At 72.0% G+C, this 23,723-nt stretch carries 21 protein-coding genes; 11 read left to right on the top strand and 10 right to left on the bottom strand.

Annotation, left to right across the window (positions count from 1 at the left end):
• Positions 1–5 precede the first annotated feature (5 nt).
• The 3 genes from ABT342_RS11280 to rsmH are packed head-to-tail and all read right to left on the bottom strand — an operon-like array spanning position 6 to position 3,419.
• The gene (locus ABT342_RS11280; protein ID WP_351570467.1) at positions 6–1,934 is read right to left on the bottom strand and encodes a peptidoglycan D,D-transpeptidase FtsI family protein; all 1,929 of its coding nucleotides are present in this window, start codon (positions 1,932–1,934) and stop codon (positions 6–8) included.
• A gap of 4 nt (positions 1,935–1,938) precedes the next feature.
• A complete protein-coding gene (ftsL, locus tag ABT342_RS11275) occupies positions 1,939–2,385 on the bottom strand; it encodes a cell division protein FtsL (protein WP_502965511.1) in 447 nt (148 codons plus the stop codon).
• A 50-nt stretch (positions 2,386–2,435) separates the two neighbouring features.
• On the bottom strand, positions 2,436–3,419 hold the full coding sequence (gene rsmH, locus ABT342_RS11270; protein ID WP_351570465.1) for a 16S rRNA (cytosine(1402)-N(4))-methyltransferase RsmH: 984 nt from the start codon (positions 3,417–3,419) through the stop codon (positions 2,436–2,438).
• Positions 3,420–3,743: 324 nt separating this feature from the next.
• Here rsmH and ABT342_RS11265 point away from each other — a divergent pair, with 324 nt between their 5' ends.
• The 4 genes from ABT342_RS11265 to ABT342_RS11250 all read left to right on the top strand — a co-directional run bounded on the left by ABT342_RS11265 (position 3,744) and on the right by ABT342_RS11250 (position 9,397).
• Positions 3,744–4,298: a beta-class carbonic anhydrase gene (locus ABT342_RS11265; protein WP_351570464.1), complete on the top strand. Its 555-nt coding sequence runs from the start codon at positions 3,744–3,746 to the stop codon at positions 4,296–4,298.
• A 190-nt stretch (positions 4,299–4,488) separates the two neighbouring features.
• Positions 4,489–5,541 carry an AAA family ATPase gene (locus ABT342_RS11260; RefSeq protein WP_351570462.1) on the top strand — a complete coding sequence of 351 codons (1,053 nt, stop codon included), beginning with the start codon at positions 4,489–4,491 and terminating at the stop codon, positions 5,539–5,541.
• On the top strand, positions 5,541–6,965 hold the full coding sequence (locus ABT342_RS11255; protein ID WP_351570459.1) for a DUF58 domain-containing protein: 1,425 nt from the start codon (positions 5,541–5,543) through the stop codon (positions 6,963–6,965). The genes ABT342_RS11260 and ABT342_RS11255 overlap by 1 nt, the downstream gene beginning before the upstream one ends.
• The gene (locus ABT342_RS11250) at positions 6,962–9,397 is read left to right on the top strand and encodes a transglutaminase TgpA family protein (RefSeq protein ID WP_351570456.1); all 2,436 of its coding nucleotides are present in this window, start codon (positions 6,962–6,964) and stop codon (positions 9,395–9,397) included. Before ABT342_RS11255 ends, ABT342_RS11250 begins: the two co-directional genes overlap by 4 nt.
• Positions 9,398–9,785: 388 nt before the next feature.
• Here ABT342_RS11250 and ABT342_RS11245 read toward each other — a convergent pair whose 3' ends face one another.
• From ABT342_RS11245 to ABT342_RS11235, 3 genes are all read right to left on the bottom strand, one after another.
• Positions 9,786–10,184 (bottom strand): SCO2097 family morphological protein, encoded by a 399-nt coding sequence (locus tag ABT342_RS11245; RefSeq protein ID WP_351570453.1) that lies wholly within the window; start codon positions 10,182–10,184, stop codon positions 9,786–9,788.
• A 257-nt stretch (positions 10,185–10,441) separates the two neighbouring features.
• Positions 10,442–11,230, bottom strand: a complete 789-nt coding sequence (locus ABT342_RS11240; protein WP_351570450.1) for a methyltransferase — start codon at positions 11,228–11,230, stop codon at positions 10,442–10,444.
• Positions 11,231–11,323: 93 nt separating this feature from the next.
• Positions 11,324–11,899, bottom strand: coding sequence for an SAV_6107 family HEPN domain-containing protein (locus ABT342_RS11235; RefSeq protein ID WP_351570447.1), 576 nt, complete (start codon positions 11,897–11,899; stop codon positions 11,324–11,326).
• 163 nt (positions 11,900–12,062) lie between these two features.
• On the opposite strand from ABT342_RS11235, the gene ABT342_RS11230 reads away from it, so the two are divergent.
• The 7 genes from ABT342_RS11230 (at position 12,063) to ABT342_RS11200 (ending at position 20,398) form a co-directional block, all read left to right on the top strand.
• A complete protein-coding gene (locus ABT342_RS11230; protein WP_351570444.1) occupies positions 12,063–12,935 on the top strand; it encodes a PP2C family protein-serine/threonine phosphatase in 873 nt (290 codons plus the stop codon).
• 66 nt (positions 12,936–13,001) lie between these two features.
• Positions 13,002–13,985 carry an MASE1 domain-containing protein gene (locus ABT342_RS11225; protein WP_351570441.1) on the top strand — a complete coding sequence of 328 codons (984 nt, stop codon included), beginning with the start codon at positions 13,002–13,004 and terminating at the stop codon, positions 13,983–13,985.
• A gap of 92 nt (positions 13,986–14,077) precedes the next feature.
• Positions 14,078–15,103, top strand: a complete 1,026-nt coding sequence (locus tag ABT342_RS11220) for an ATP-binding cassette domain-containing protein (RefSeq protein WP_351570438.1) — start codon at positions 14,078–14,080, stop codon at positions 15,101–15,103.
• Entirely contained in the window at positions 15,075–17,159 is a 2,085-nt protein-coding gene (locus ABT342_RS11215; protein WP_351570435.1) for a YhgE/Pip family protein, read from the top strand. Before ABT342_RS11220 ends, ABT342_RS11215 begins: the two co-directional genes overlap by 29 nt.
• Positions 17,160–17,188: 29 nt before the next feature.
• Entirely contained in the window at positions 17,189–17,797 is a 609-nt protein-coding gene (locus ABT342_RS11210; protein ID WP_351570432.1) for a TetR/AcrR family transcriptional regulator, read from the top strand.
• 380 nt (positions 17,798–18,177) lie between these two features.
• A complete protein-coding gene (locus tag ABT342_RS11205; protein WP_351570429.1) occupies positions 18,178–18,795 on the top strand; it encodes a DUF4126 domain-containing protein in 618 nt (205 codons plus the stop codon).
• Between the two features lie 118 nt (positions 18,796–18,913).
• Positions 18,914–20,398 (top strand): phytoene desaturase family protein, encoded by a 1,485-nt coding sequence (locus ABT342_RS11200; protein WP_351570426.1) that lies wholly within the window; start codon positions 18,914–18,916, stop codon positions 20,396–20,398.
• 88 nt (positions 20,399–20,486) lie between these two features.
• Here ABT342_RS11200 and ABT342_RS11195 read toward each other — a convergent pair whose 3' ends face one another.
• From ABT342_RS11195 to ABT342_RS11180, 4 genes are all read right to left on the bottom strand, one after another.
• The gene (locus ABT342_RS11195) at positions 20,487–21,380 is read right to left on the bottom strand and encodes a hypothetical protein (protein WP_351570423.1); all 894 of its coding nucleotides are present in this window, start codon (positions 21,378–21,380) and stop codon (positions 20,487–20,489) included.
• 52 nt (positions 21,381–21,432) lie between these two features.
• On the bottom strand, positions 21,433–22,350 hold the full coding sequence (gene metF, locus ABT342_RS11190) for a methylenetetrahydrofolate reductase [NAD(P)H] (RefSeq protein WP_351570421.1): 918 nt from the start codon (positions 22,348–22,350) through the stop codon (positions 21,433–21,435).
• A 190-nt stretch (positions 22,351–22,540) separates the two neighbouring features.
• Entirely contained in the window at positions 22,541–23,191 is a 651-nt protein-coding gene (gene thiE, locus ABT342_RS11185) for a thiamine phosphate synthase (protein WP_351570419.1), read from the bottom strand.
• A 132-nt stretch (positions 23,192–23,323) separates the two neighbouring features.
• Positions 23,324–23,689, bottom strand: a complete 366-nt coding sequence (locus ABT342_RS11180; RefSeq protein ID WP_351570416.1) for an Rv2175c family DNA-binding protein — start codon at positions 23,687–23,689, stop codon at positions 23,324–23,326.
• Between the last annotated feature and the right edge of the window lie 34 nt (positions 23,690–23,723).

Genomic DNA, 23,723 nt, shown 5'->3' with positions numbered 1-23,723 from the left:
CCCGGTCACTCACCGGGTGCGAAGGTGATCGGCAGCCGCACGGGTGTGTCGCCGGTGGGCGCGACCCGGAGGGTCTTGAGCGCGAATTCCATGACCTTCTTGTAGACGGGTCCGCAGATCTGGCCGCCGAAGTAGCTGCCCTTGGTCGGGTTCTGGATGGCGCAGTAGACCGTGATCTGCGGGCGGTCGGCGGGTGCGAAGCCGGCGAAGGAGGCCGTGTAGCCCTTGTAGCGGCCGAGCACCGGGTCGACCCTGTTCGCCGTGCCGGTCTTCCCGGCCACGCGGTAGCCGGGGATGTGAGCCTTGGTGCCGGTGCCTCCCTCGTCGTCGACGACGGACTCCAGCATGGTGGCGAGGGTCTTCGCGGTCTTCTCGCTGACCACCCGGGTCTTCTCGGGCGCGGGCGCCGGGGCGAAGCGGCCGTCGGGGCCCTTGGTGCCGCGGACGAGGGTGGGCTCGATGCGTACGCCGCCGTTGGCGATGGTCGAGTAGACCGAGGCGGCCTGCATGGCGTTGACGGACAGGCCCTGGCCGAACGGGATCGTGTACTGCTGCGAGGTGGACCAGTCCTGGGGCTTGGCGAGGATGCCGGGCGACTCTCCGGGGTAGCCGAGGCCGGTCGTGCTGCCGATGCCGAACTTGCGCAGATACGAGTAGAGGACCTTGTTGGCCTCCGCCTGCGTGTCGCCGAGCCGCCCGGTCGCCAGGATCGTGCCGATGTTGCTGGACTTGGCGAGGACGCCGTTGAGCGTCAGGTAGTAGGTGGGGTGGTCGTGGTCGTCGTGGAAGAGCCGGTCGCCGCGGTGCAGCCGGTTGGGGACGACGACATGGGTGCCGGGAACGGCGGCCTTCTCCTCCAGTACGGCGGCCATGGACATGAGCTTCGAGGTGGAGCCGGGTTCGAACACGTCCTGGAGTGCGGCGTTGCCCATGGCGGCGGCGTTGGCCTGGGAGATGTCGTTCGGGTCGAAGCCCGGGGCGTTGGCCAGGGCCAGGATCTCGCCGGTCCGGGTGTTCTGGACGATGACGTAGCCGCGGTCCGCCTTGGACGTGGCCACCTGGTCGGCGATCGCCTGCTGGGCCGCCCACTGGATGTCGCGGTCGATGGTCAGCTGGATGTCGGAGCCGGGGACCGCGGGGGTCTCACGGGCTCCGGCGGTGGGGACGCGGCGTCCGCCGGACTGGGCGTAGGTGATCCGGCCGTCCTCGCCCGCGAGTTCCTTGTCGAGCATGGATTCGAGGCCGCCGGCTCCCCTGCCGTCGGCGTTGACGTATCCGAGTATCCCCGCGCCGAGGTCGCCGTTGGGGTAGACGCGTTTGCTGCTGGTCTCGTGGAGAACGCCCGCGAGGACGTTGGCGCCGGCCTTGCCGGACCTGGCCTTAGCCGCGTGGACGTTCTTGAGGTCCTTGATCTGGTTCCAGACCTGCGGGGTCTGCCGCCGGGCCAGCACGGTGTAGCGGGACCCCGGGGTCTTCAGCTTGGTCGCGATCTCCGTGGCGTCCTTGCCGAGGATCGGCGCGAGCAGGGCCGCGGCCTGCTCGGGGGCGTCGGGCGCCTTGCTCTCCTCGGGCGTGAACAGCTTCGGGTCGGCGGTGATGTCGTAGGCGTCGACGCTGGTGGCCAGGGCGATCCCGGACCGGTCGGTGATCTCGCCCCGTTCGGCGGCCAGCTTGTGGCTCATGTAGCGGTTCTTGTCCGCCATGGCGGCGTACGTGCTCGCGTCGACGGCCTGCACCTGGAGCAGCCGGACGACGAACGCCAGCATGACGAGGGTCAGGGCGAGGCTGACGAGCCGCAGCCGGGGGCGGGGGCTGCCGAGCCGGATCCGGCTGGAGCCAGGACCGGGGGCTCCCGGGCGTGGGCGGCGCGGAGCGGGACGGCCGCGGCCCGCGGGGCCGGGCACCCGGCGGCGCGGAGGTTCCTGAGGGGGCACTGCGTCACCTGCCGGAGGTCGTCGGGGGCTGCTGCGGGGTCACGGACGCGGTGGGCGGCGGGGTGGCCGGGCGCGGGGCGGGCGACGCCTTCTCGGGTACGCCCCGGACCTTGCCGTCGGGGCCGAGGAAGGCCGGGTTCCCGCCGGGCACCATTCCGAGCTCACGGGCGCGCCGCTCCAGGGCGCCGGGGGCGGAGTGGTCGTCCACGTCCCGCTGGAGGGCCTGCTCCTGGTCGGTGAGCTCGGTGGTCTTCTTCTTGAGCTCGCTCAGCTTGAAGGAGCCCTCGTTGAGGGAGGAGTTGAGCATCAGCAGGGTGATCAGGCCACCGCCCAGCAGCAGCACGACGAGCAGCACGAACGGGGTGCGGGCCGCGGTGCTGGGCCCGGACGGCATCAGCCGCGTGAGCCGTGCCGCGCGCCCCTTGAGCTGTCCGGCGGCCTTCTTCACCACATGCCCTCCCTCGCCCGTTCAGCCGTTGGATGTCGCCCGCGCGGTCGCTGTCACTTCTCGTCCTCGCGGATCCGCTGGGCGCCCCTCAGCCGGGCGGGCGCCGCGCGGCGGTTCTCGGCGATCTCCTCCTCGGTGGGGAGTTCCGCGCCGCGCGTGAGCAGCTTCAGCCGGGGCTGGTAGCGCTCGGGGACGACGGGCAGTCCGGGGGGCGCGGTGCTGGCCGCGCCGGCTGCGAAGACCTGCTTGACCAGCCGGTCCTCCAGCGAGTGGTACGACAGGACCGCGATCCGGCCCCCCACGGCGAGGGCCTTCACCGCGGCCGGGACGGCGCGCTCCAGGACGGTCAGCTCCCCGTTGACCTCGATGCGCAGGGCCTGGAAGGTGCGCTTGGCGGGGTTGCCGCCGGTGCGCTTGGCGGCCTGCGGGAGGGCGTCGCGGATGAGCTCGACGAGCCGGGCGCTGTTGGTGAACGGTTCCTTCTCCCGCTCCCGTACGATCGCCGCCACGATCCGCTTGGCCTGCTTCTCCTCGCCGTACGCGCGCAGGATCCGCACCAGCTCGCCGGGCGCGTAGGTGTTGAGGACCTCGGCGGCGCTCATGCCTGTCGTCTGGTCCATGCGCATGTCGAGGGGGGCGTCCTGGGCGTACGCGAAGCCGCGGTCGGCCTCGTCGAGCTGCATGGAGGAGACGCCGAGGTCGAAGAGGACGCCCTGGACGCCGGTGATGCCGAGCCGGTCGAGGACCTCGGGCAGTTCGTCGTAGACGGCGTGGACGAGGGTGGCGCGGTCGCCGAACGGGGCGAGCCGCTCGCCGGACAGCCGCAGTGCTTCCTTGTCCCGGTCGAGCGCGACGAGGCGCGCCTCGGGGAACCGGGTCAGCAGGGCCTCGCTGTGTCCGCCGAGACCGAGGGTGCAGTCGACGACGACGGGCCCCTGGCCTTCGGCATGGGGAACCCCACCGGGCATTTTCTCCAGCGCGGGGGCCAGCAGGTCCAGGCACCGCTGGAGCATCACCGGGACGTGTCGCTGGCTCAAGTCGCCCTCTCAGGTCCGGCGCGGGCGTACCGGCGAGGCGGGACGAGGCCGGGTCGTACGTACGCCGCACACGCGGGGAAATCATGGAAATGTGCAGGATGTGTCCGTGAACTTCGCGTCACTCTAGTCGACTGACCGGGCCGGTCAATCAACCGGCTGGCGCGTCGCACGGACCGGCCGCGACGGCACCCGCAAAAGGGATACCTCACCCATATGGGCCCCGCGCGCTCATGCCTGTGGGTTACCTCACAACAAGACTCATTGACGTTCTTTGTCCCCTCTCACAGCGAGCCCGCGACCTCCGTGACCATTACCGTCATAGACATGTCGACCCCCGCACACCTCCCCGCAGACGCCGCCCCTCCGCGCAGCAAGGTCACCGACCAGCTCGTCGAGGCGAACGAGCGGTACGCCGAAGGGTTCTCCGACCCCGGCATGGACGCCCGTCCGGTACTCCAGGTCGCCGTGGTGGCCTGTATGGACGCCCGGCTCGACCTGCACGCCGCACTCGGCCTCCAGCTCGGCGACTGCCACACGATCCGGAACGCGGGCGGTGTGGTCACCGATGACGTGATCCGCTCGCTCACGATCAGCCAGCGCGCGCTCGGCACCCGCAGCGTGATACTCATCCACCACACCAACTGCGGTCTGGAGAGCCTGACCGAGGACTTCCGGCACGAGCTGGAGGACGAAGTGGGGCAGCGACCGGCCTGGGCGGTCGAGGCGTTCCGCGATGTCGAACAGGATGTCCGGCAGTCCATGCAGCGGGTGCGCACCTCGCCGTTCCTGCTGCACAGGGACGACGTCCGCGGTTTCGTCTTCGATGTCACCAGCGGTCTGCTGCGGGAGATCGACCCGGAGGCCGATCCCGCCGCGTGAGCGGCTAAAACACGGCAAGCCCTGACATATGGCGCCCAGTTGTCCACAGGCGAGTGACACGAAGCGGTAACGCCAACAAGAATGCGTGTGTGACACCTCGACGGAACCGTCCGCAAGAGGTGTCCGTGTTTCGGGGTGGGCCGTGCCGTCAGCAGCGCACCGGCCCATGGAACGGGCCGAGGAGGGCCGGGTGACGACCTATGACGATCGAGCGAGCCTCACAGATCTGACCACCACAGCGGAGCGTGTCCGCAGATCGGTGGAGGGTGTGATCGAGGGCAAGCCTGAGGTCGTACGGCTTTCGCTGACCGTGCTGCTCGCCGAGGGACATCTGCTCATCGAGGATGTGCCGGGCGTGGGCAAGACGATGCTGGCCAAGGCGCTGGCACGCTCCATCGACTGCTCGGTGCGGCGTATCCAGTTCACGCCGGACCTGCTGCCGTCGGACATCACGGGTGTGTCCATCTACGACCAGCAGCGGCGTGACTTCGAGTTCAAGCCGGGTGCGATCTTCGCCCAGATAGTCATCGGGGACGAGATCAACCGCGCGTCGCCCAAGACGCAGTCGGCACTGCTGGAGTCGATGGAGGAACGGCAGGTCACGATCGACGGGCAGACGTACGAGCTGCCGAGCCCGTTCATGGTCGTCGCCACGCAGAACCCAGTGGAGATGGAGGGCACGTATCCGCTCCCGGAGGCGCAGCGCGACCGCTTCATGGCCCGGGTGTCGATGGGGTATCCGACGCTCGAGGCCGAGTTGCAGATGCTCGATGTGCACGGCGCCGTGTCCCCGCTCGACGATCTCCAGCCGGTGGCGCACACCCACGAGATCGTGAAGCTGATCGACGCCGTGCGCTCGGTCCATGTCGCCGAGTCCGTCCGGCGGTACGCGGTGGAGCTGGTAGCGGCCACCCGCAACCACCCGGACCTGCGCCTCGGCGCCTCGCCCCGGGCCACCCTGCACCTGCTGCGGGCGGCGAAGGCCTCGGCCGCCCTCAGCGGCCGGGAGTACGCGCTGCCGGACGACGTGCAGTCGCTGGCCGTGCCGGTGCTGGCGCACCGGCTGCTGCCCACCGCGCAGGCCCAGCTGAACCGGCGCACGGCCGAGCAGGTCGTCCTGGAGATCATTCAGCGCACGCCCGTGCCCACCTCCGGCACGGACAGCGGATACGGCGGCGTGGGCCGGCAGGTTCCCGGCGGCCCGGCCTACGACCAGCGGCTGCCCGGCGGCCGGCGGCTGTGATGGCGGCCGGGGGCCCGGCCGCGGGCGGTGAGGGGGACGGCGGTGTGTGGGCGGCTCTCGGCGGGCTGACCACGCGGGGGCGTTCCTTCCTGGCCGCCGGTGTGGCCGCGGCGGTGTGCGCGTATGTGCTGGGGCAGGGCGATCTGCTCCGGGTCGGCCTGCTGCTCGCCGTGCTGCCGCTGCTCTGTGTGGCCGTGCTGTACCGCACGCGCTACCGGGTGGCGGGCAGCCGGCGGCTCTCCCCCTCCCGGGTGCCCGCCGGTGCCGAGGCCCGGGTGCATCTGCGGATGGACAACGTCTCGCGGATGCCGACCGGTCTGCTGATGCTCCAGGACCATGTGCCGTACGTGCTGGGGCCCCGGCCCCGGTTCGTACTGGACCGGGTGGAGGCGGGCGGCCGCCGCGAGGTGTCGTACCGGGTGCGCTCGGACCTGCGCGGACGCTATCCGCTCGGACCTCTCCAGCTGCGGCTCAGCGACCCGTTCGGGATGTGCGAGCTGACCCGTTCGTTCAGCGCGTACGACACGCTGACCGTCATCCCGCGTACGGAGCCGCTGCCGCCGGTGCGGCTCACCGGCGAGGCCGCCGGGTACGGCGACGGGCGGCAGCGCTCGCTGGCACTGGCCGGCGACGACGACATCATTCCCCGCGCGTACCGGCACGGGGACGATCTGCGCCGGGTGCACTGGCGCTCCACCGCGCGCTACGGCGAGCTGATGGTGCGCCGTGAGGAGCAGCCGCAGCGCGCCAGGTGCACGGTGCTGCTGGACACCCGGGGCGTCGCCTACCACGGCGCTGGGCCCGACTCGGCCTTCGAGTGGGCGGTGTCGGCGGCGGCCTCCGTGCTGGTGCACATGCTGGAGCGCGGATTCTCGGTCCGGCTGCTGACGGACACGGGGATGTCGGTGCCCGGTGAGGGCACCGACGGCTTCGCCGGATCCACACAGGAGTCCGCGGAGGCGGCCGGGCTGATGCTGGACGCCCTCGCGGTCGTCGACCATTCGGACGAGGTGGGGCTCTCGCGCGCCCACGACGTGCTGCGCGGCGGGAACGAAGGGCTGCTGGTCGCCTTCATCGGCGATCTGGACGAGGAGCAGACGGCCCTGGCGGCCCGGATGCGGCAGCGCAGCGCGGCCGCCGTCGCCTTCGTCCTGGACAGTGATGCCTGGGTGGTGAACGGCGCGCCTGCGGGCGCGGTGGAGGAGCGGCTGCGGGGGCTGCGCGAGGCGGGGTGGACGGCGATGGCCGTGTCCCCGGGAGCGGCGCTGCCGGAGCTGTGGCGACAGGTGCCCGGGGAGCGGACCGACTCCGCTCCGGCGGGTGGTACGACGGGTCTTTCCGGTGCTTCCGGGTTCTCCGGTGCTGCCGGATTCGCTGGTGTTCCCGGGGCTTCTGGAGCTTCTGGGGCTGGGGGATGGTCATGAGCGGTCGTGGAAGGCTGGCTCTGTGCGCCTTCGTCGCCACGCTGATGGCGGCGGGCGCGATGCTGCCGCTGGTCGATCCTGCGACATGGATCGTGCAGGCCGCGTTCCTGCTGGCGGTGGTGAGCGGGGTGGGCGCGCTGGCCCGGCGGGTGCCGCTGGCCCGGCCGCTCACGGTGGTGGCGCAGGCCGTCGTCATGCTGCTGAGCCTCACTCTGATCTTCGCCCAGGAGGTCGCCCTCGTCGGGCTGATCCCGGGGCCCGACGCCTTCGCGCGCTTCGGTGACCTGCTGGAGGCGGGCGCCGGGGACGTCGGAAGGTACGCGATTCCGGCGCCCGCCACCGACGGCATCAAGCTGATGCTCGTCGGCGGCGTGCTGGTGATCGGCCTGGCCGTGGACGCGCTCGCGGTGACGTACCGCAGCGCCGCACCGGCCGGTCTGCCGCTGCTCGCGCTGTACTCGGTGGCCGCGGGGCTGTCCGGCGGCGGGGCGAGCTGGCTCTGGTTCCTGCTGGCCGCCTCGGGCTACCTGGTGCTGCTGCTGGCGGAGGGCCGGGACCGGCTGTCGCAGTGGGGGCGGGTGTTCGGGGGCGCGCCACGCGGTCCTGGCCGGGGCCTGGCGGGGCTCGGCGGGGGCGGCGCGCACGCCCCGGTGCGTACGGGCCGGCGGATCGGCGCGGTCGCGCTGGGCATCGCGCTGGTCGTCCCGGTGGCTCTTCCGGCGATGGGCGGCGGTCTGCTGGGCGCGGCGGGGGGCGGTCCTGGTGAGGGGCCCGGCGGCGGTGACATCGGTTCGGTGAACCCGGTGCTGAGGCTCCAGGAGACCCTCAACCAGCCGGAGGCCCGCGAGTGGCTGAAGTACAAGACCAACGCGGGTGACACCAGTGACATGTACCTGCGGCTCATGGCGCTGGACAGGTTCGACGGCGACAGCTGGAAGTCGGCGACGCGCTCGCTGACGGCGGTCCCGGGCGAGCTGCCGCGGCCCGACGGCCTCGGCGACGACGTCAGCACGACGGAGATCAGGACGAACATCTCGGCGGCTCGCGAGTACAAGCAGGCCTGGCTGCCGATGCCCTATCCGGCCACGGAGGTCCGCGTGGAGGGCGACTGGCGTTTCGACGCGGCCCGGCGCACCGTGATCGGTGACCGCGGCCAGACGGTGAGCGGTCTGCAGTACTCGGTCACGGGCCTCAAGGTGAAGCCGACCGCGCAACAGCTCGCCCGCGCGCCCCGGCCCCCCGCCGAGCTGCTGAGGGAGTACACGGAGGTCCCCGCCACCCTGCCGGCCGAGGTGCGGTCCATGGCGGCGTCGGTGACCGAGGGAGCGGCGAACGACTACGAGCGGGCGGTCAAGCTCCAGGACTGGTTCGCCGTGAACGGCGGCTTCACCTACGACACCGATGTGGACTCGGGCACCTCCGGGGAATCGGGCGGCGGCATGCAGGCGCTGTCCCGGTTCCTGAAGGACAAGGCGGGCTTCTGCGTCCACTTCTCGTTCGCCATGGGTGCGATGGCGCGGTCGCTGGGGATCCCGGCACGGATCGCGGTGGGCTTCACTCCGGGCACCCGGGCCGCGGACGGGTCGATGTCGGTGAGCAACCGCGACGCCCACGCCTGGCCCGAGCTGTACTTCGAGGGTGTGGGGTGGACCAGGTTCGAGCCGACCCCGACCCGGGGCAGCACGCCCGACTACACCCGTACGGAGACACCTTCCGGCGCACCGTCCAGCCCGGCCGAGCCGCAGGCGAGCGTTTCCGCCCCGGCGCCCGCGCCGTCGGTCTCCCAGGACTGCACGGCGCAGCAGCAGCGGGTCGGCGACTGCGGGGCCGCGGCGCCGCAGGACGTGCTGCCGCCGGTCGATCCGGGTCCGTCACTGGGCACGATCGCCCTGTGGACGCTGGCCGCGGTGGCCGTGCTGCTCGTGCCACTGCTGCCGATGCTGTGGCGATTGCGGGTGCGGGCGCGCCGGCTGAGTTCCGGGGGGCGCACCCCGGAGGAGGTCGCGGCCCGGACCCTGGCCGCCTGGCGGGAGGTCGGCGATACGGCCTGGGACCACGGCATCGCCCCGGACGGGTCGTGCACGCCGCGCAAGGCCGCCGCTCGGATCGTCCGGCTGGGGCAGTTGGAGGGTGCACCCGCCGACGCGGTGCACCGGGTGGCGCACGCAGTGGAACAGGTGCTGTACGCGCCACAGCCGGTGCCCGCGACGGGGCTCGCCGATGACGCCCAGCAGGTCCGCGTCGGCCTGGCCGCGGCGGCGGGCCGGGTGACACGGCTGCGCGCCCTGCTCCTGCCACGGTCGACCGTGCGGGCGGTGTGGGCGTTCTCGGAGCGCTGGACGGCCCTGACCGATCGCTGTTCCGCCGCCGCCCGCAGGATCACGGACCGCTGGACGGTGCAGTTCCGCAGGCTGTCCCGCCAACGCGGCTGACCCGCGCACCGAAAGTCCGGCGGCCCCCGGCGAACGGAGGCCGCCGCCGGTGAGCGGGACCGCTGGAACGGGGCCCGCCGCAGGTGAACGGACTGCTGGAACGGGCCCGCCGGTGGCCACGGTCTCCGTGCCCCGGGGCTGAGGATGAATGGGCCCGCCGGTGCATGGGGTCCGTCGGTGGGCGCGGTTCCGTGAGCACGGGTCTCCCGTGAGCCGCCGGGCCGCGCGGCCGTCCGGTGGCGGGCTCCCGGGGTCGGGTACGCGTAACGGGTGAGGGGGTGACCGCGGATTTCCGCGGTCACCCCCTCACCCGTTACGCGAGACGTGGGGCCGTGTCACAGGGCAGGCTGGGGCGCCCATCCGTAGGGCGAAGGCCGAAAGGCAGGCCCTAGTGGCCGCCGCCCTGCTCGTCGCGACGGCGCTGCCATCGCTGCTCGATCCGGTTCATCATCGACCGGCGCTGTTTGGGCTGGCGGCGCTCACCCTGGGTCCCGGGGCCCTGCTCGCCGGGTTTGGGCGCCTTACGCCAACCGGTGACCGCGAGGACCGCACAGCCGAGCATGACGAGGAATCCCACCACGCTGACCAGCCAGATCTGCTGGACGATCATTCCGGCCATGAGGAGCGCGATACCCACCAGGAAGCCCGCGACCGCCTGGTAGACCCGTCGCCGGGTGTACGTACGCAGTCCGCTTCCCTCGAGCGCTGTCGCGAACTTGGGATCTTCGGCGTACAGCGCTCGCTCCATCTGCTCGAGCATTCGCTGCTCGTGCTCCGAGAGCGGCACGGAGTCCTCCTAGTCGTCGGTCGCTGGGGGCGACCGGTATGCGGCCCTTTCAGGATAGGCAGGGAATCGCCCCCGTGAAACCCGCCCAATACCAATAGCCCTCGGGGTCGCCATGCCGGTTCGACTGCTGAAGGGTGAATTCCCCAACCGCCGATCCGTCATGCCGGATGGTGTCCACCGATCATACGGGGCGAACGCCCCGAACGGGGGGCCTGCGGCGTACTCCATGTGCGGCTGCGCCGCTGATCAGCGGCGCGTCAGGCGTGCTTCTCGCCCAGGAGATGGAGCTGGGTCGCGACCGAGTGGAACGCCGGCAGCTCGGCCGCGGCCGCCTCCAGCTTGAGGAGGGCGTCCAGCGCGCCGGGCTCGGTGTCCACCAGAACGCCGGGAACGAGGTCGGCGAAGACCCGGACACCGTGCACGGCCCCGACTTCCAGTCCGGCCGCCGCGGCGAGCTCGGTGAGCTGCTCCGCGGTGAAGCGGCGCGGCACCGGGTCGCCCTCGCCCCAGCGTCCCGCCGGGTCACCGAGCGCGTGGCGGGCCTCGGTGAAGTGCCCGGCCAGGGCCCTGGCGAGGACGGCACCGCCGAGCCCGGCGGCGAGCAGGCTGAGCGCTCCGGCGGGCCGCAGCGCCGCCGCCACGTTCCGTACGCCCTCGGCGGGGTCGTCGACGTACTCCAGCACGCCGTGGCACAGCACGATGTCGAAGCCGCCGCGCTCGACCACGTCGAAGAGCCCGTGGACATCACCCTGGACACCGCGCACCCGGTCGGCCACCCCGGCCTCGGCGGCACGACGCTCCAGCGCGAACAGCGCGTTCGGGCTGGGGTCGACCACGGTGACCCGGTGGCCGAGACGGGCGGCGGGCACCGCGAAGTTCCCGGAGCCGCCGCCGGTGTCGAGGACGTCCAGAGCGTCCCGTCCCGTGGCCTTGACCCTGCGGTCGAGAGCGTCCCTCAGGACGTCCCAGACCACGGCCGTACGGAGGGAGGCGCGAGAGGGGCGCGGTGGGGTCTCCGCACCGGAGGCAGGGGAACGGTCCGACACGGCAGTTGACTCCTCGGCGCGGTGCCGCCCCGACGGACGGGGCGTGAACAGGGCAGACTCACTCCACCCTATTGCCTCGGCCGGGCGGCCCCGTCATCCCACGCCCTCCCCCGCCCCCGGCGCCTGCGACCTGGGCTGCGGCAGCGTCGGCTGGAGCACCAGCATCCGCTCGACCAGGCGCAGGAACATGGCCACGTCGCGCAGCAGGTCGTCGGCGTCGCGGCTGCTGGCCGCGCCCTGGATGCCCGCCTCCGCGCGTGCCCTGCGCCGGGCGCCCGAGGCGAACAGCGCGCTCCACTCGGTGAGCTCCGGCGCTATCTCGGGGAGCACTTCCCAGGCGGACCGTATGCGCGCGCGGCGCCGCTCGTTGGTCTCCGGCCGGCCACGCGCGGCCAGGACGGCCGCGGCGGTGCGCAGCGCGGCGAGATGGGCGGTGGCGTACCGCTCGTTGGGGGTGTCCAGGGCGGCGGCCTCTTCGAGGCCGGCCCGTGCCTGGGTGAGGAGATCGAGGGCGGCGGGCGGCGCCGACGAGCGCCGCAGCACGGGGTGGACATCGCTCGCGGGGCCGCCCGGCGAGGACGCGGAGCCGCCCGGCGAGGAACCGGTCAGTGAGGGGGCAGGGCGCTCTGTGCGGAGCCGGCGTGCGGCAGAGGCGTACGAGCTGGCCATGACGAACCTCCTGTCGTCTGGTGACGGCGCGGTGGCCGTATGTGCCCATCGTGGGGGCTGCCACTGACAATCGGCTCTGACCTGCTGCTTTGCTTGTGGAGGTGAAGATCGGGGGTGACCGCTAGGGTGAGGTGAGGAGCCGTGACGAACCCTCGGAGCGGTCATGCCCGAACATCGCGCCGACTCGCCGGACAATGCGCAGCAACTCCTGATCACCCTCGGGCGGCTCGTCGACCAGGCCCTGGAAGGCATCAAGCTGCAGCGGGCCAGGGTCGAGCTGGCCATGGCCCTGCAGCGCCATATGCTCCCGTCCGAGCTGCCGCAGCTCCCCGGCGTGCGCATCGCGGCCCGGTACTCGCCCGCACGGGACGGGCTGGCCGTGGGCGGCGACTGGTACGACGCCTTCATGATGCTGGACGGGTCGCTCGGGCTCGCGATCGGCGACGCGCAGGGCCACGATGTGGAAGCCGTCGCGTTCATGGGTCAGGTCCGCACCAGCCTGCGGGCCCTCGCCGAGGCGACGAGCGATCCGAGAGAGGTGCTGAGCCGCACCAACGACCTGCTGATCTCGATGGGTTTCGGGCTCTTCGCGACCTGTTGCTTCCTGCGATTCGACCCGGTCGGCCGCGATCTCACCGTGTCCCGGGCCGGTCATGTCCCGATGATCTGGGCCACCGCCGGCGGCGGTTCCGGCATCGCCCTCGACCGGGGCGGCCCGCCGCTCGGCATCGTGCGGGGTGAGCGCTATCCGGTGACCCATCGGCGGCTGATCGAGGCCGGGGTCCTCGTCCTGCTCACCGACGGGGTCGTGGAAGGGCCGACCTACCCGATGGAAGCCGGTCTGGACGAGGTCCTCCGGCTGGTGCGCGCGGGATTCGACGCCGACCCCGAGGTGCTCGCCTCCGCGGTCATCAAGGTGGCCGAACTGACCGGTCACCGCGACGACGCCGCGGTCCTCGTCGCCCGCTACGACGGACCCGCGGCCGGTCGGCCCGACCAGGGGGTGTCCGGTGGATCAGGCGCGAGCCCAGCCTGATCCGCCGGTCGGCCCGACCAGCGCGCCTGACTCGCCGCGCTCCCGCCGACGGCGCAGACTGCTGTGGTGCGCGACGAGCAGATCCGGGGTTACGGCGCCGCGGTGCTGTGGGCCCTCGCCGTGGCGGCTGTCTACTACGGTTCCGCCAAGCTGGGGCTGCTCCAGCAGCTCGTGGGCGGCCAGGTCACTCCGCTGTGGCCGCCGACCGGGGTGGCCCTGGCCGCGCTGCTCGTGTTCGGGCCGTGGATCTGGCCGGGTATCGCGCTCGGCGCCTTCCTGGTCAATGTGTCCATCGGTCCCTCGCTCCCCGCCGTGCTGGCCATCGTCGCCGGCAACACCCTGGCCCCGCTCCTCGCGTACGCGTTGCTGCGCCGTGTGGGGTTCCGCGAGAAACTCGACCGGTTGCGCGACGTACTCGCCCTGGTCTTCCTCGGTGCGCTGGCCGGGATGCTGGTCAGCGCGACGGTGGGGAGCAGCGTGCTGGTGCTCTCCGGGGCACTGGAGCCGAGCGGCTTCTGGCCCACGTGGTCGGTCTGGTGGACCGGTGACGCGATGGGCGTCCTCGTGGTCACCCCGTTCCTGCTGGTCCTGCGCCACGCCCGGTGGCCCCGGGATGTCCCGGTCCACCGCTGGGCCGAGGCGGCGGCGCTGTTGCTCTGCACGGTCTTCGCGGCGCTGCTGGCGACGGGGACGAGCAGTTCGAGGCTGCTCTTCCTCGTCTTCCCGTTCCTCATCTGGGCCGCGTTCCGCTTCCAGCTGGCCGGGGCCGCGCCGTGTGCGCTGCTGGTGTCGACGCTGGCGATCCACGCCGCGGCCCTGGAAGTCGGTCCGTTCGCCGGTCAGGACCTGTTCGCCAACATGGTCACGCTGCAGGCCTTCAACGGCTCCACGGCGCTGACGGCCCTGCTGGTCGCGTCGGTCATCACCGAGCGGAACGAGACGCACGAGGAGATCAAACGGGTCTGCGCACGGCTCGAGGACATCGTGGACCAGATCGAGCCACGCCTTGATCCGCGCGAGTGGCCTCCGAAGAGCGACGGGAACAACTGACCGGCCGGAGCCCGGCAACCCGGCTTTGCTTCGGGCAGAGGTTCGGGATAGTTTTTGAACTGACCAGTCAGTTCAAAAACTTTGGGGGGTACGTGGACGCGCACGGGGCTGCCGTCAGCGCCGACGGATTCGGACTCAAGGGCCCGCGCGGCTGGGCGTTCCGCGGGGTGAGCGTCACGGCGGAGCCCGGCTCGCTCATCGCGGTCGAGGGCCCGTCCGGCTCCGGTCGCACCTGCCTGCTGCTCGCCCTCACCGGCCGCATGAAGCCCTCGGAGGGGCACGCCGAGGTGGGCGGGCTGCGGCTGCCGCGCCACATGGCCGCGGTACGCCGCGTCAGCGCGCTCGGCCCCGTCCCGGGAGTCAGCGACCTCGACCCGGCCTTCACGGTCACCGAGCACCTGCGCGAGCGCGCGCTGCTCCAGCGCCGGTTCGACGGCTCCCTGCGCGCACTGCTGCGGCCGAGGGCCGAGCGGTCCGCGGCGGCCCGTAGCCGTATCGAGGAGGCGCTGGAGACCGTGGGGCTCGACCTGGACGCCCTTCCGAAGGAAGGGCGTACGGCGGTACGGGACCTGGAGCGGCTGGAGGCGCTGCGCCTGTCGCTCGCCCTGGCGCTGATCGGGCGGCCCCGGCTGCTGGCGCTCGACGACACCGACCTCAAGCTCTCGGACGCGGACCGGGCGGAGGCCTGGGAGCTGCTGCGCCGGGTCGCGGCGACGGGCCCGACGGTGCTTGCCGTGTGCAGCGAGGCGCCGGAGGACGCGGTCCGGGTCTCCATGGGCCCGTCCGGCACGGAGGACCACGCGGAGAGCCCCACGAACAACAGCGCGAAGGACAGCGCGGGGAACGCGGCAGGAAACAGCGCGGAGGCCGGCGCGGAGGACGACTCCGAAGAGGGCTCCGAAGAGGGCTCCGACAGCGGCTCTGACGACGGCTCCGAGACCCGCGAGTCCGCGACCAAGGCCAACGCCGCCCAGACCGCCAAGGCCGCCCGGACCCCGAAGACCGCCGCGACCGCGAAGACCGGCAAGGGCACCGACACCGACACGACCGCTGAGGCGGACGAGACCGACACCGAGGAGGGGGCGGCCGATGCGCTCGCCGAAACTGGCCGCGCTTGAGCTGAAGCGCTTCGGCAGGGGCAAGCTGCCCGCCGCCGCGCTCGTCGCGATCCTGCTGCTGCCGCTGCTCTACGGCGCCCTGTACCTGTGGTCCTTCTGGGACCCGTACAGCCGACTCGACCGGATACCCGTCGCCCTCGTCAACGCCGACAAGGGCGCCACCGCCGACGGCAAGAAGATCACCGCCGGCGACGAGATCACCGAGGGCCTGCGCGACAGCAAGGTCTTCGAGTGGCACGAGGTGAGCGCCGAGGACGCCCGCGAGGGCGTCGAGGACGGCACGTACTACCTGTCCCTGACCATGCCCGCCGACCTCAGCAAGCGCATCGCCTCCAGCTCCGGCGACTCCCCGGAGACCGGCGCGCTCGAGGTGCGGACGAACGACTCGAACAACTACATCGTCGGCCAGATCTCGCGGACGGTCTTCTCCGAGGTGCGCACGGCCGCCTCCAAGAACGCCTCCCGCTCCTTCCTGGACAAGATCTTCATCTCCTTCTCCGACATCCATGACGCCACGGAGAAGGCCGCCGAGGGCGCCGACGAGCTCAAGGGCGGCATCGGCAAGGCCAAGAAGGGCTCCAAGGACCTCGCCGACGGCCTGAAGGACGCCAAGGACGGCAGCGGGAAGCTGGCCGGGGGCATCACGCGGCTCAACAAGGCCGCGGGCGACCTGGAGACGGGCGCCGGGAAGGTCGCGGACGGCACCCAGGCACTGGCCGACAAGGTCAACGGGATCGCCGCCGACGTACGCCCGTTCCTCAAGGACAACGGCAAGATGATCGGCGACACGGCGCGTCTGGTCGAGGACACCTCCCGGCTGGCGCGGAACAACCTGGACACGCTCGTGAAGCTCACGCCGGGGGTGGCCACCGGCGCCCACAAGGCCGCCGACAAGCTCGCCGAGATCCACAAGGCGCGCTGTGTGGACGCCGTGCTCCCCGACCCGGCCTGCGCCGACCTGGAGCACGCCAAGACGAACGCCGCCGACGCCGCCGAGATCGCCGACGACCTCAACACGCTCGTGAAGGACAACAACGGCGATCTGAAGAAGCTCGACGCGCAGCTGAAGAAGCTGGAGAAGCAGGCGAAGGCCCTGGCCGACCGCTCCCCGCACCTGGACGACGACGTCGAGTCGGCCGTGGCCGAGATCAACGCGCTGAACACCGGCGCGCACAAGGTCGCCAAGGGAGCGGACCAGATCCACACCGGGCTGGGCGGCGCCAAGACGGGCTCCACCGATCTCGACTCCGGTGTGAACCGGCTCAAGAACGGCGCCAACGAGCTGGACGGGGGAATGTTCAAGCTGGTCGACGGCTCCGGCGAACTGGCGGGCGGGCTGAACGAGGGCGTCGGCAAGATCCCCGACTACGACAAGCAGGACCGCGACCGCCGTACGGAGGTCATGGCCGACCCGGTCCAGCTGGCCGCCCAGTCGCTGAACAAGGCGCCCAACTACGGCACGGGCTTCGCCCCGTACTTCATTCCGCTCTCCCTGTGGGTCGGCGCGATGGTGGCGTACATGCTGATCCAGCCGCTCAACCGGCGCGCCCTGGCCGCCGGCGCCTCCGCCTGGCGGATCGCGCTGGCCGGCTGGCTGCCGGTGGCCGCGATCGGCCTGCTCCAGGTCGGTGCCCTCATGTCCGTCCTCCACTGGGGCCTCGGCCTCCAGATGGCCCGCGCGGCCGGGACGGTCGGCTTCCTGGCACTGGTGGTGTGCTGCTTCGCCGCGATCATCCAGTGGCTCAACGCCCGCTTCGGAGCGGCGGGCCGGATCCTCGTCCTGGCGGTGCTGATGCTCCAGCTGACCTCGGCGGGCGGTACGTATCCCGTCCAGACCAGCCCGGGCTTCTTCAACGCCCTGCACCCGTTCCTGCCGATGACGTACGTCGTCGAGGCGCTGCGCCGGCTCATCACGGGCGGCGGGATCGGACCGGTCTGGCAGGCCACGGCCGTCCTGGCCGCCTTCACCGCCGGGGCGCTCGCCCTGACCGCCGTGTCCGCGCGCCGCAAGCAGGTGTGGACCTTCGACCGGCTTCATCCCGAGCTGAGTCTGTGAGCCCCGGGAGACCTGTGAGAATCGACGCCATGAACAGCAGCAGCACCCGGAGACAGGCGACCCGCGCCAAGCTCTACGAGGCGGCGGTGACGCTCATCGCCGAGCAGGGCTTCTCGGCGACGACGGTGGACGAGATCGCCGAGCGCGCCGGGGTCGCCAAGGGCACGGTCTACTACAACTTCAAGAGCAAGACCGAGCTCTTCGAGGAGCTTCTGCGGTACGGCGTGGGGCTGCTCACGGCCTCGCTCCAGGCCGCGGCCGACGAGACGGAGGAACGCGGCGGCACCAAGGTCGAGGCGCTGGACGGGATGATCAAGGCCGGTCTGGGCTTCATCGACCGGTACCCCGCCTTCACCCAGCTGTACGTCGCCGAGCTCTGGCGCACCAACAGGGCCTGGCAGTCCACGCTGCTCGTCGTCCGGCAGCAGGCGGTCGCGGTGGTCGAGACGGTCCTGCGGGAAGGGGTCGAGCGCGGTGAGCTGAGCGAGGAGATCGACATTCCGCTCACCGCCGCCGCGCTTGTCGGCATGGTGCTGGTGGCAGCGCTCGACTGGCAGGCGTTCCAGCGGGAGCGTTCGATCGACGACGTGCACGCGGCGCTGTCGCGGCTGCTGCACGGGCGGGTCAGCGGCCGCTGAGAACAGCGCCGGGCACAGGGCCGGGAAAAGGGCTGGGAAAAGGGCTGGGAAAAGAGAAGTGCCGGTCCGGCGAAGCTCGATCCCCCCGAGCTTCGCCGGACCGGCGTTTCCCCCGTTACCCCGTTTCCCCGTTACCCCCGTTGCCCTGTTCCACCGTTCCCCCGGGTCCGGGCAACCCCGTTCGGTCGGGTGCGCCGCGCCGTTCCGCCGCCCCGTGCCGGCGGTGCCGGCGCCGCGCCCCTTCCGTGGTCTCCACTCTCCCGTCTGCGCAGGTGAGAGCCCATCCGCGTACCTACTCATCTCCCGCACTAGGTACGGATACTCAGACGCCCGCGCTCATCCCCACTCCTGGGCGCGGCGCTCTGGTTACGATCGCGTCCGTGTCCGTACTCCCTCTGGTCTTCACCAGCGGCTGGGCCAGCGGAATCAACGCCTACGCGGTGGTCCTGCTGTTCGGCGTCTTCGGCGCGACCGGGATCTCCGACGAGGTGCCCGAGTCGCTGCAGCGCACCGATGTCCTGATCGTCGCCGGGGTGCTCTTCCTGTGCGAGGCGGTGGCGGACAAGATCCCGTACGTCGACTCGCTCTGGGACAGCGTCCACACGGTGATCCGGCCGGTGGCGGGGGCTGTCGTGGCGGCGCTGCTGGCCGGGGAGAGCGGGTCGCTCCCGGAGCTCGCGGCGGGCGCGGTCGGCGGGTCCACGGCGCTGCTGAGTCACCTGGTGAAGGCGGGCACCAGAATGGCGATCAACACGTCCCCGGAGCCGTTCAGCAATGCCGCCATGAGCATGGCCGAGGACCTCGGCGTCGCCGGGATCATCTTCCTCGCGGTCTTCCACCCGGTCCCGGCGGCGATCATCGCGGCGACGCTGCTCGTGCTGGGCCTCGTGACACTGGTCTTCCTCGCCTCCCGTATCCGCCGCTTCCTGCGCCGCACGGCCCAGCGCCGCGAGGAACGCCGCCTGGCCCGCTCCGGCCTGCCGGGACCGCCCCCGTGACGCTCGGCCCCCGGCTGCCGGGCTCCGCGCGCCCGGCCCGGCCGCCGAGGCCGGGCACGGCGGGCGTCGGGGCAGCCGCCGGGCGGCGTTGTCAGTGGTGGCCGATAAAGTCCCTGACATGGCACGGATTGCGGTGATCGGCGCTGGGATGGGCGCCATGGCGGCTGCTGCCCGGCTGGCCGTGGCAGGCCACCGGGTGGTGGTGTACGAGCGCTCGGCGACGTTCGGCGGGGCGGTGGGCGGGTTCGAGCGGGACGGGTTCGCGTTCGACACCGGGCCCGGGCTGCTGCATCTGCCTGCCGTGTACCGGGATCTGTTCATCAAGACCGGCAAGGAGCCTCTGGAGAGCCGGGTCGAGATGACCCAGGTCGACCCGGCGAGCCGGCATCTGTTCGCGGACGGCACGGACGTGTCGCTTCCTAACGCCTCGCGGGCAGGCGTCGTCGCCGCGCTGGACGCGGCGCTGGGGGGCGGCGCGGGCGCGCGGTGGGGCGACTTCCTCGGGCGCGCCAGGGACGCCTGGGACCGTTCGCGCCGGCCACTGCTGGAGGAGCCTCTGTGGCCCGACTGGCAGGTGCTCGGCCGCGATCCGTACCCCTCGGTCCGGCAGCGCCGGATGCTGCGCACCCGTCAGGCCCGCACCCTCGCGGAGGTGGGGAGCTGGGAGCTGGCCGACGCGCGGCTGGAGGCCCTGCTCGGCGCGTGCGCGCTGTCGTACGGACTGGACCCCCGGCATGCCCCGGCGAGCGCCGCGCTGTTGCCGTACATGGAGCAGACGTTCGGGAGCTGGTACGTCCGGGGCGGGATGCGGGCGCTCGCCCAGGCGGTCTACGAGCGCTGCCTGGAGCGCAAGGTGGAGTTCGTCTTCGGCGCCGAGGTGACGGGTCTCGTGGAGCGGGACGGCAGGGCGGCGGGCCTGGAGCTGGCCGGGGGCGCCTCCGGTGGAGGCAGGACGGTCGAGGCCGACCACGTGGTGGCGGGCGCCGGGCCGTCCGGTCTCGGCGGCCTGGAGCCGTGGCGGGACGGGGACGTACGACCCCGGGCGTCGGCCGCCGGGGCGCCGGGCAGGTTCACCGTGCTGCTGGCGGTGCGCGGCGCCCGCCCCGAGGGCGCGACGCACCGCACCGTGGTCCACTCCCCCGACACGGCGGCCGAGGCGGGCGCGGTCTTCGGCGGCGCGACGGCCGGGGCGCCCACCGTCACCGTGCTGCGGCCCGACGACCCGACGACGCGCCCGGACGACGCCCATGAGGCGGTCACGCTCACCGCGACGGTCGCCGCGACGGACTGGGCGGACGAGGCGCTGCGCGAGCGTTTCGCGGACACGATCGTCGCCGCGGCGCGACCCGCGATCCCGGACATACGTGAGCGGCTGCTGTGGCGCGAGATCCTCACCCCGGCCGAGACCGGGCTGGTGCACCCGCCGGCGCTGGCCGGGGACGACGGCCGGTATCTGCGCCCGTCGAACAGCACCCGGCTTCCCGGCCTGTACCTCGCGGGCGGCTGGGCCCATCCGGGCGGCGGACTGGCGCACGCGGGCATGTCCGGCGCGCTGGTGGCCGGTCTGATCGTGGAGGGCGACGGCTTCCGCGGCTCTCAGTGACGACCGCCGAGTGACGAACCGAGTGACGACCACTGGGTAACGACCACCCAAATGGCGCCCGGTCGGCACCGGTGGCGGCGATCAGCGGTCAGTAGCGGTAGGGCTGGCCGTTGTAGCCGTTCTCGTATCCGGGCTGATCGTTTCCGTAGGGCTCGTTCCCGTACGGTTCGTTTCCGTACGGCGAGGGCGGCCCCGGCGGCATGGGCGGCATCGGCGGGACCTGGTCGCCGTCTCGCTGCTGCGGCACCCAGACTCCGCCGGGCGGCGTCTCGCTGTAGCCCTGCTGAGGGGTGGCGTACGGGTCGGCGTACTGCTGCTGGCCGCCGTAACTGTCGTACGCGCCGTAGTTCTGGTTGCCGATGTACGGGTCGGAGTACGCGGCGTACTGCTGCTGGCCCGTGCCGTAGTCGTACGCCCCGGCCTGCCCGGCGTAGGCGTCCTGCGCCTGGGCGGCGGTCGGCTGCTCGTACGGGGAGGCGTAGCTCCCGTAGACATCCTGCCCCTGGCTCGCGGCGTGCGCGGAGTCGCTGTAGACGCCGTACTGACCGGTGTCGTCGGGCAGGGGAACGGGCTCGTAGACAGCCGTCCGCTCCGCCGCCGACTCGGGCCGCGCCGCCTCCGCGTCCGCGTAGCCGTGGCCGGACACCTCCAGGTCGGAGACCTCCAGCGTGGGCTCACGCGTCGCGGCCGGCCGGTCGCCGGACTTGCGGCGGCGGCTGGCTCCGGGGCTGCCTCCGATGGCCCAGCCGGTGGAGAAGCCGCGGCGGAAGGAGAGCGTGACGTACGTCTGCCCGATCGCGAAGGCGACCGCGCCGATCACGATCACCACCACGGACGGCACCAGGACGCCGACGACGACGCCCAGGAACCCGGCGAAGGCGAGCAGCCGCCAGCGAAGTCGCGCCTTGTACTGCAGCAGCACCTCGCCGAGCAGCCACAGCGCGACGATGCCGAACGCGATGTAGAGCACCGTCCAGCCCATGCCCGCCCCTCTCCTCGGCCACCGCCGCCAGGGAGATGGCGATGCGACCGGGTTACGACTGCTCGTGCAGTCCGAGATTCTCGTAGATCTCGAGCGTTGCGGTGGAGTTGTTGAGCGTAATGAAGTGCAATCCGGGGACACCCTCGGAGAGCAGCCGTGCGCAGAACTCCGTCGCGAACTCGATGCCAATGGAGCGTACAGCGGCCGGGTCGTCGGCGACCGCGCGGATCCGGTCTTCCAGGGCGGAAGGGAAGGACGCGTTGCTGAGCTGACTGAAGCGCTCGATCTGCTTCACGCTGGTGACGGGCATGATCTCGGGGATGATCGGGGTGTCGCAGCCGGCCGCCTCGACCCGGTCGCGCAGCCGCAGATAGTCCTCCGGATGGAAGAACATCTGGGTGATCGCGTAGTCCGCGCCCGCCCGGCACTTGTCCACGAAGTGCCGGATGTCCGAGTCCCAGTCGGCCGAGCGGGGGTGCATCTCGGGGAAGGCCGCGACGCCGACACAGAAGTCACCCGAGTCCTTGATCAGCCGGACCAGGTCGGCGGCGTAGCGCACGCCCTCCGGGTGCTCGATCCACTCGCCCATCGGGTCGCCGGGCGGGTCTCCGCGCAGCGCCAGGATGTTCCTGATCCCCGCGTCGGCGAACTGGCCGATCATGTTGCGCAGCTCGGCGATGGAGTGGTCCACCGCCGTGAGGTGCGCGACGGGCGTGAGGGTGGTGTCGGCGGCGATCCGCTCGGTGGCCCTGACCGTGCCCTCGCGGGTGGAGCCGCCCGCGCCGTACGTCACGGAGACGAAGTTCGGACGCACCGCCTCGACCCGGCGCAGCGCGTTCCAGAGATTCCGCTCGCCCTTCTCGGTCTTGGGCGCCCAGAACTCGAAGGAGTAGGACGCCTTGCCGGTAGCGAGCAGCTCGCGCACGGTGCGTGCGCGATCCGATCTGGTGGAAGCAGTGCCGAGGGCCATAGTCGCAGGTTAGCCAGGGCCTCCGGGCCGCCCAACCGGCGTCCACCTATCGGACACCCAATATTGGCATTCGGCCCGATCCGTCGTCTTGGCCCCTCGTCCGGATCCGCGCCGTACGCCCGGATCCGTCCATGCGCCGTACGCCGGATCCGTGCCGTACGCCGGGTCCGCGCCGTACGTCCGGATGCGGCTACGCGTCGTACGCCCGGATCCGCTTCGCGAGGTCCGCCGTCGCCGCGGCCGGATCGGCGGCCTCGGTGATCGCCCGGACGACGACGACGCGGCGCGCGCCCGCGGCCAGCACCTCGTCGAGATTGCCCGCGTCGATGCCGCCGATCGCGAACCAGGGGCGGTCCTGCGGCAGCGCGGCCGCGTAGCGCACGAGGTCCAGGCCCGGGGCGTGGCGCCCCGGCTTGGTGGGCGTGGGCCAGCAGGGACCGGTGCAGTAGTAGTCCACACCGGCCTCGGCGGCCGCCGCGGCGGCCTCGGCCTCCGAGTGCGTGGAGCGCCCGATGAGCACGTCCTCGCCGAGGATCGCCCGCGCGGCGGGGACGGGCAGGTCGCCCTGTCCCAGGTGCAGCACGTGCGAACCGATGGCATGGGCGACGTCGGCCCGGTCGTTGACCGCGAGCAGCTTTCCGTGGCGGCGGCAGGCGTCCGCGAAGACCGCGAGGTGCTCCAGCTCCTCACCGGCCTCCATGCCCTTGTCGCGCAGCTGCACGATGTCCACGCCCGAGGCGAGAACGGCGTCCAGGAACGCGGGGAGGTCCCCCTGGCGCTTGCGCGCGTCCGTGCACAGGTACAGCCGGGCGTCGGACAGGCGCGTGCGAACCGTGGACATGAGGTGCTCCCCCTGGGTGGGCCGGTTGGGCGGTGTACGCAGCCGCATGCACATGCGACGGCTCCGTACACCGCGTCCAGTGGTGTCGTGGTCACGCCTGACGCGGGGATGCGCCGGGCGTGGGGTGGTGCGTCAGACGGCGAGCGCCTGGGCCCGGCGCTTCACCTCCGTGCCGCGATTCTCGCTGAGGGCATCCGCGGGGGTACCCGGCAGGGTCGGGTCCGCCGTGAAGAGCCACTCCAGCATCTCTTCGTCGGTGAAGCCGTCGTCCCTCAGGAGCGTCAGGGTCCCGAAGAGACCCTTGACCACCTTGCCGTCCTTGATGAAGGCGGCCGGCACCTGAAGCGTCCGGTTCTCACCGCGGCGCACGGCGATCAGCTGGCCCTCCTTGACCATCTGGCGCACGCGCGTCACCTCGACATCGAGCATTTCCGCGATGTCCGGCAGGTGGAGCCAGGCGGGGACGAGAGCATCGATCTTTGCGTCAATCTCGGTCACGGGACAAGCGTGCCATCCCGGACTGACAGTGGGT

The organism is Streptomyces sp. NPDC000410 (assembly GCF_040300305.1).
Lineage (GTDB): Bacteria > Actinomycetota > Actinomycetes > Streptomycetales > Streptomycetaceae > Streptomyces.
This window is presented reverse-complemented; position numbering and strand designations above follow the sequence as displayed.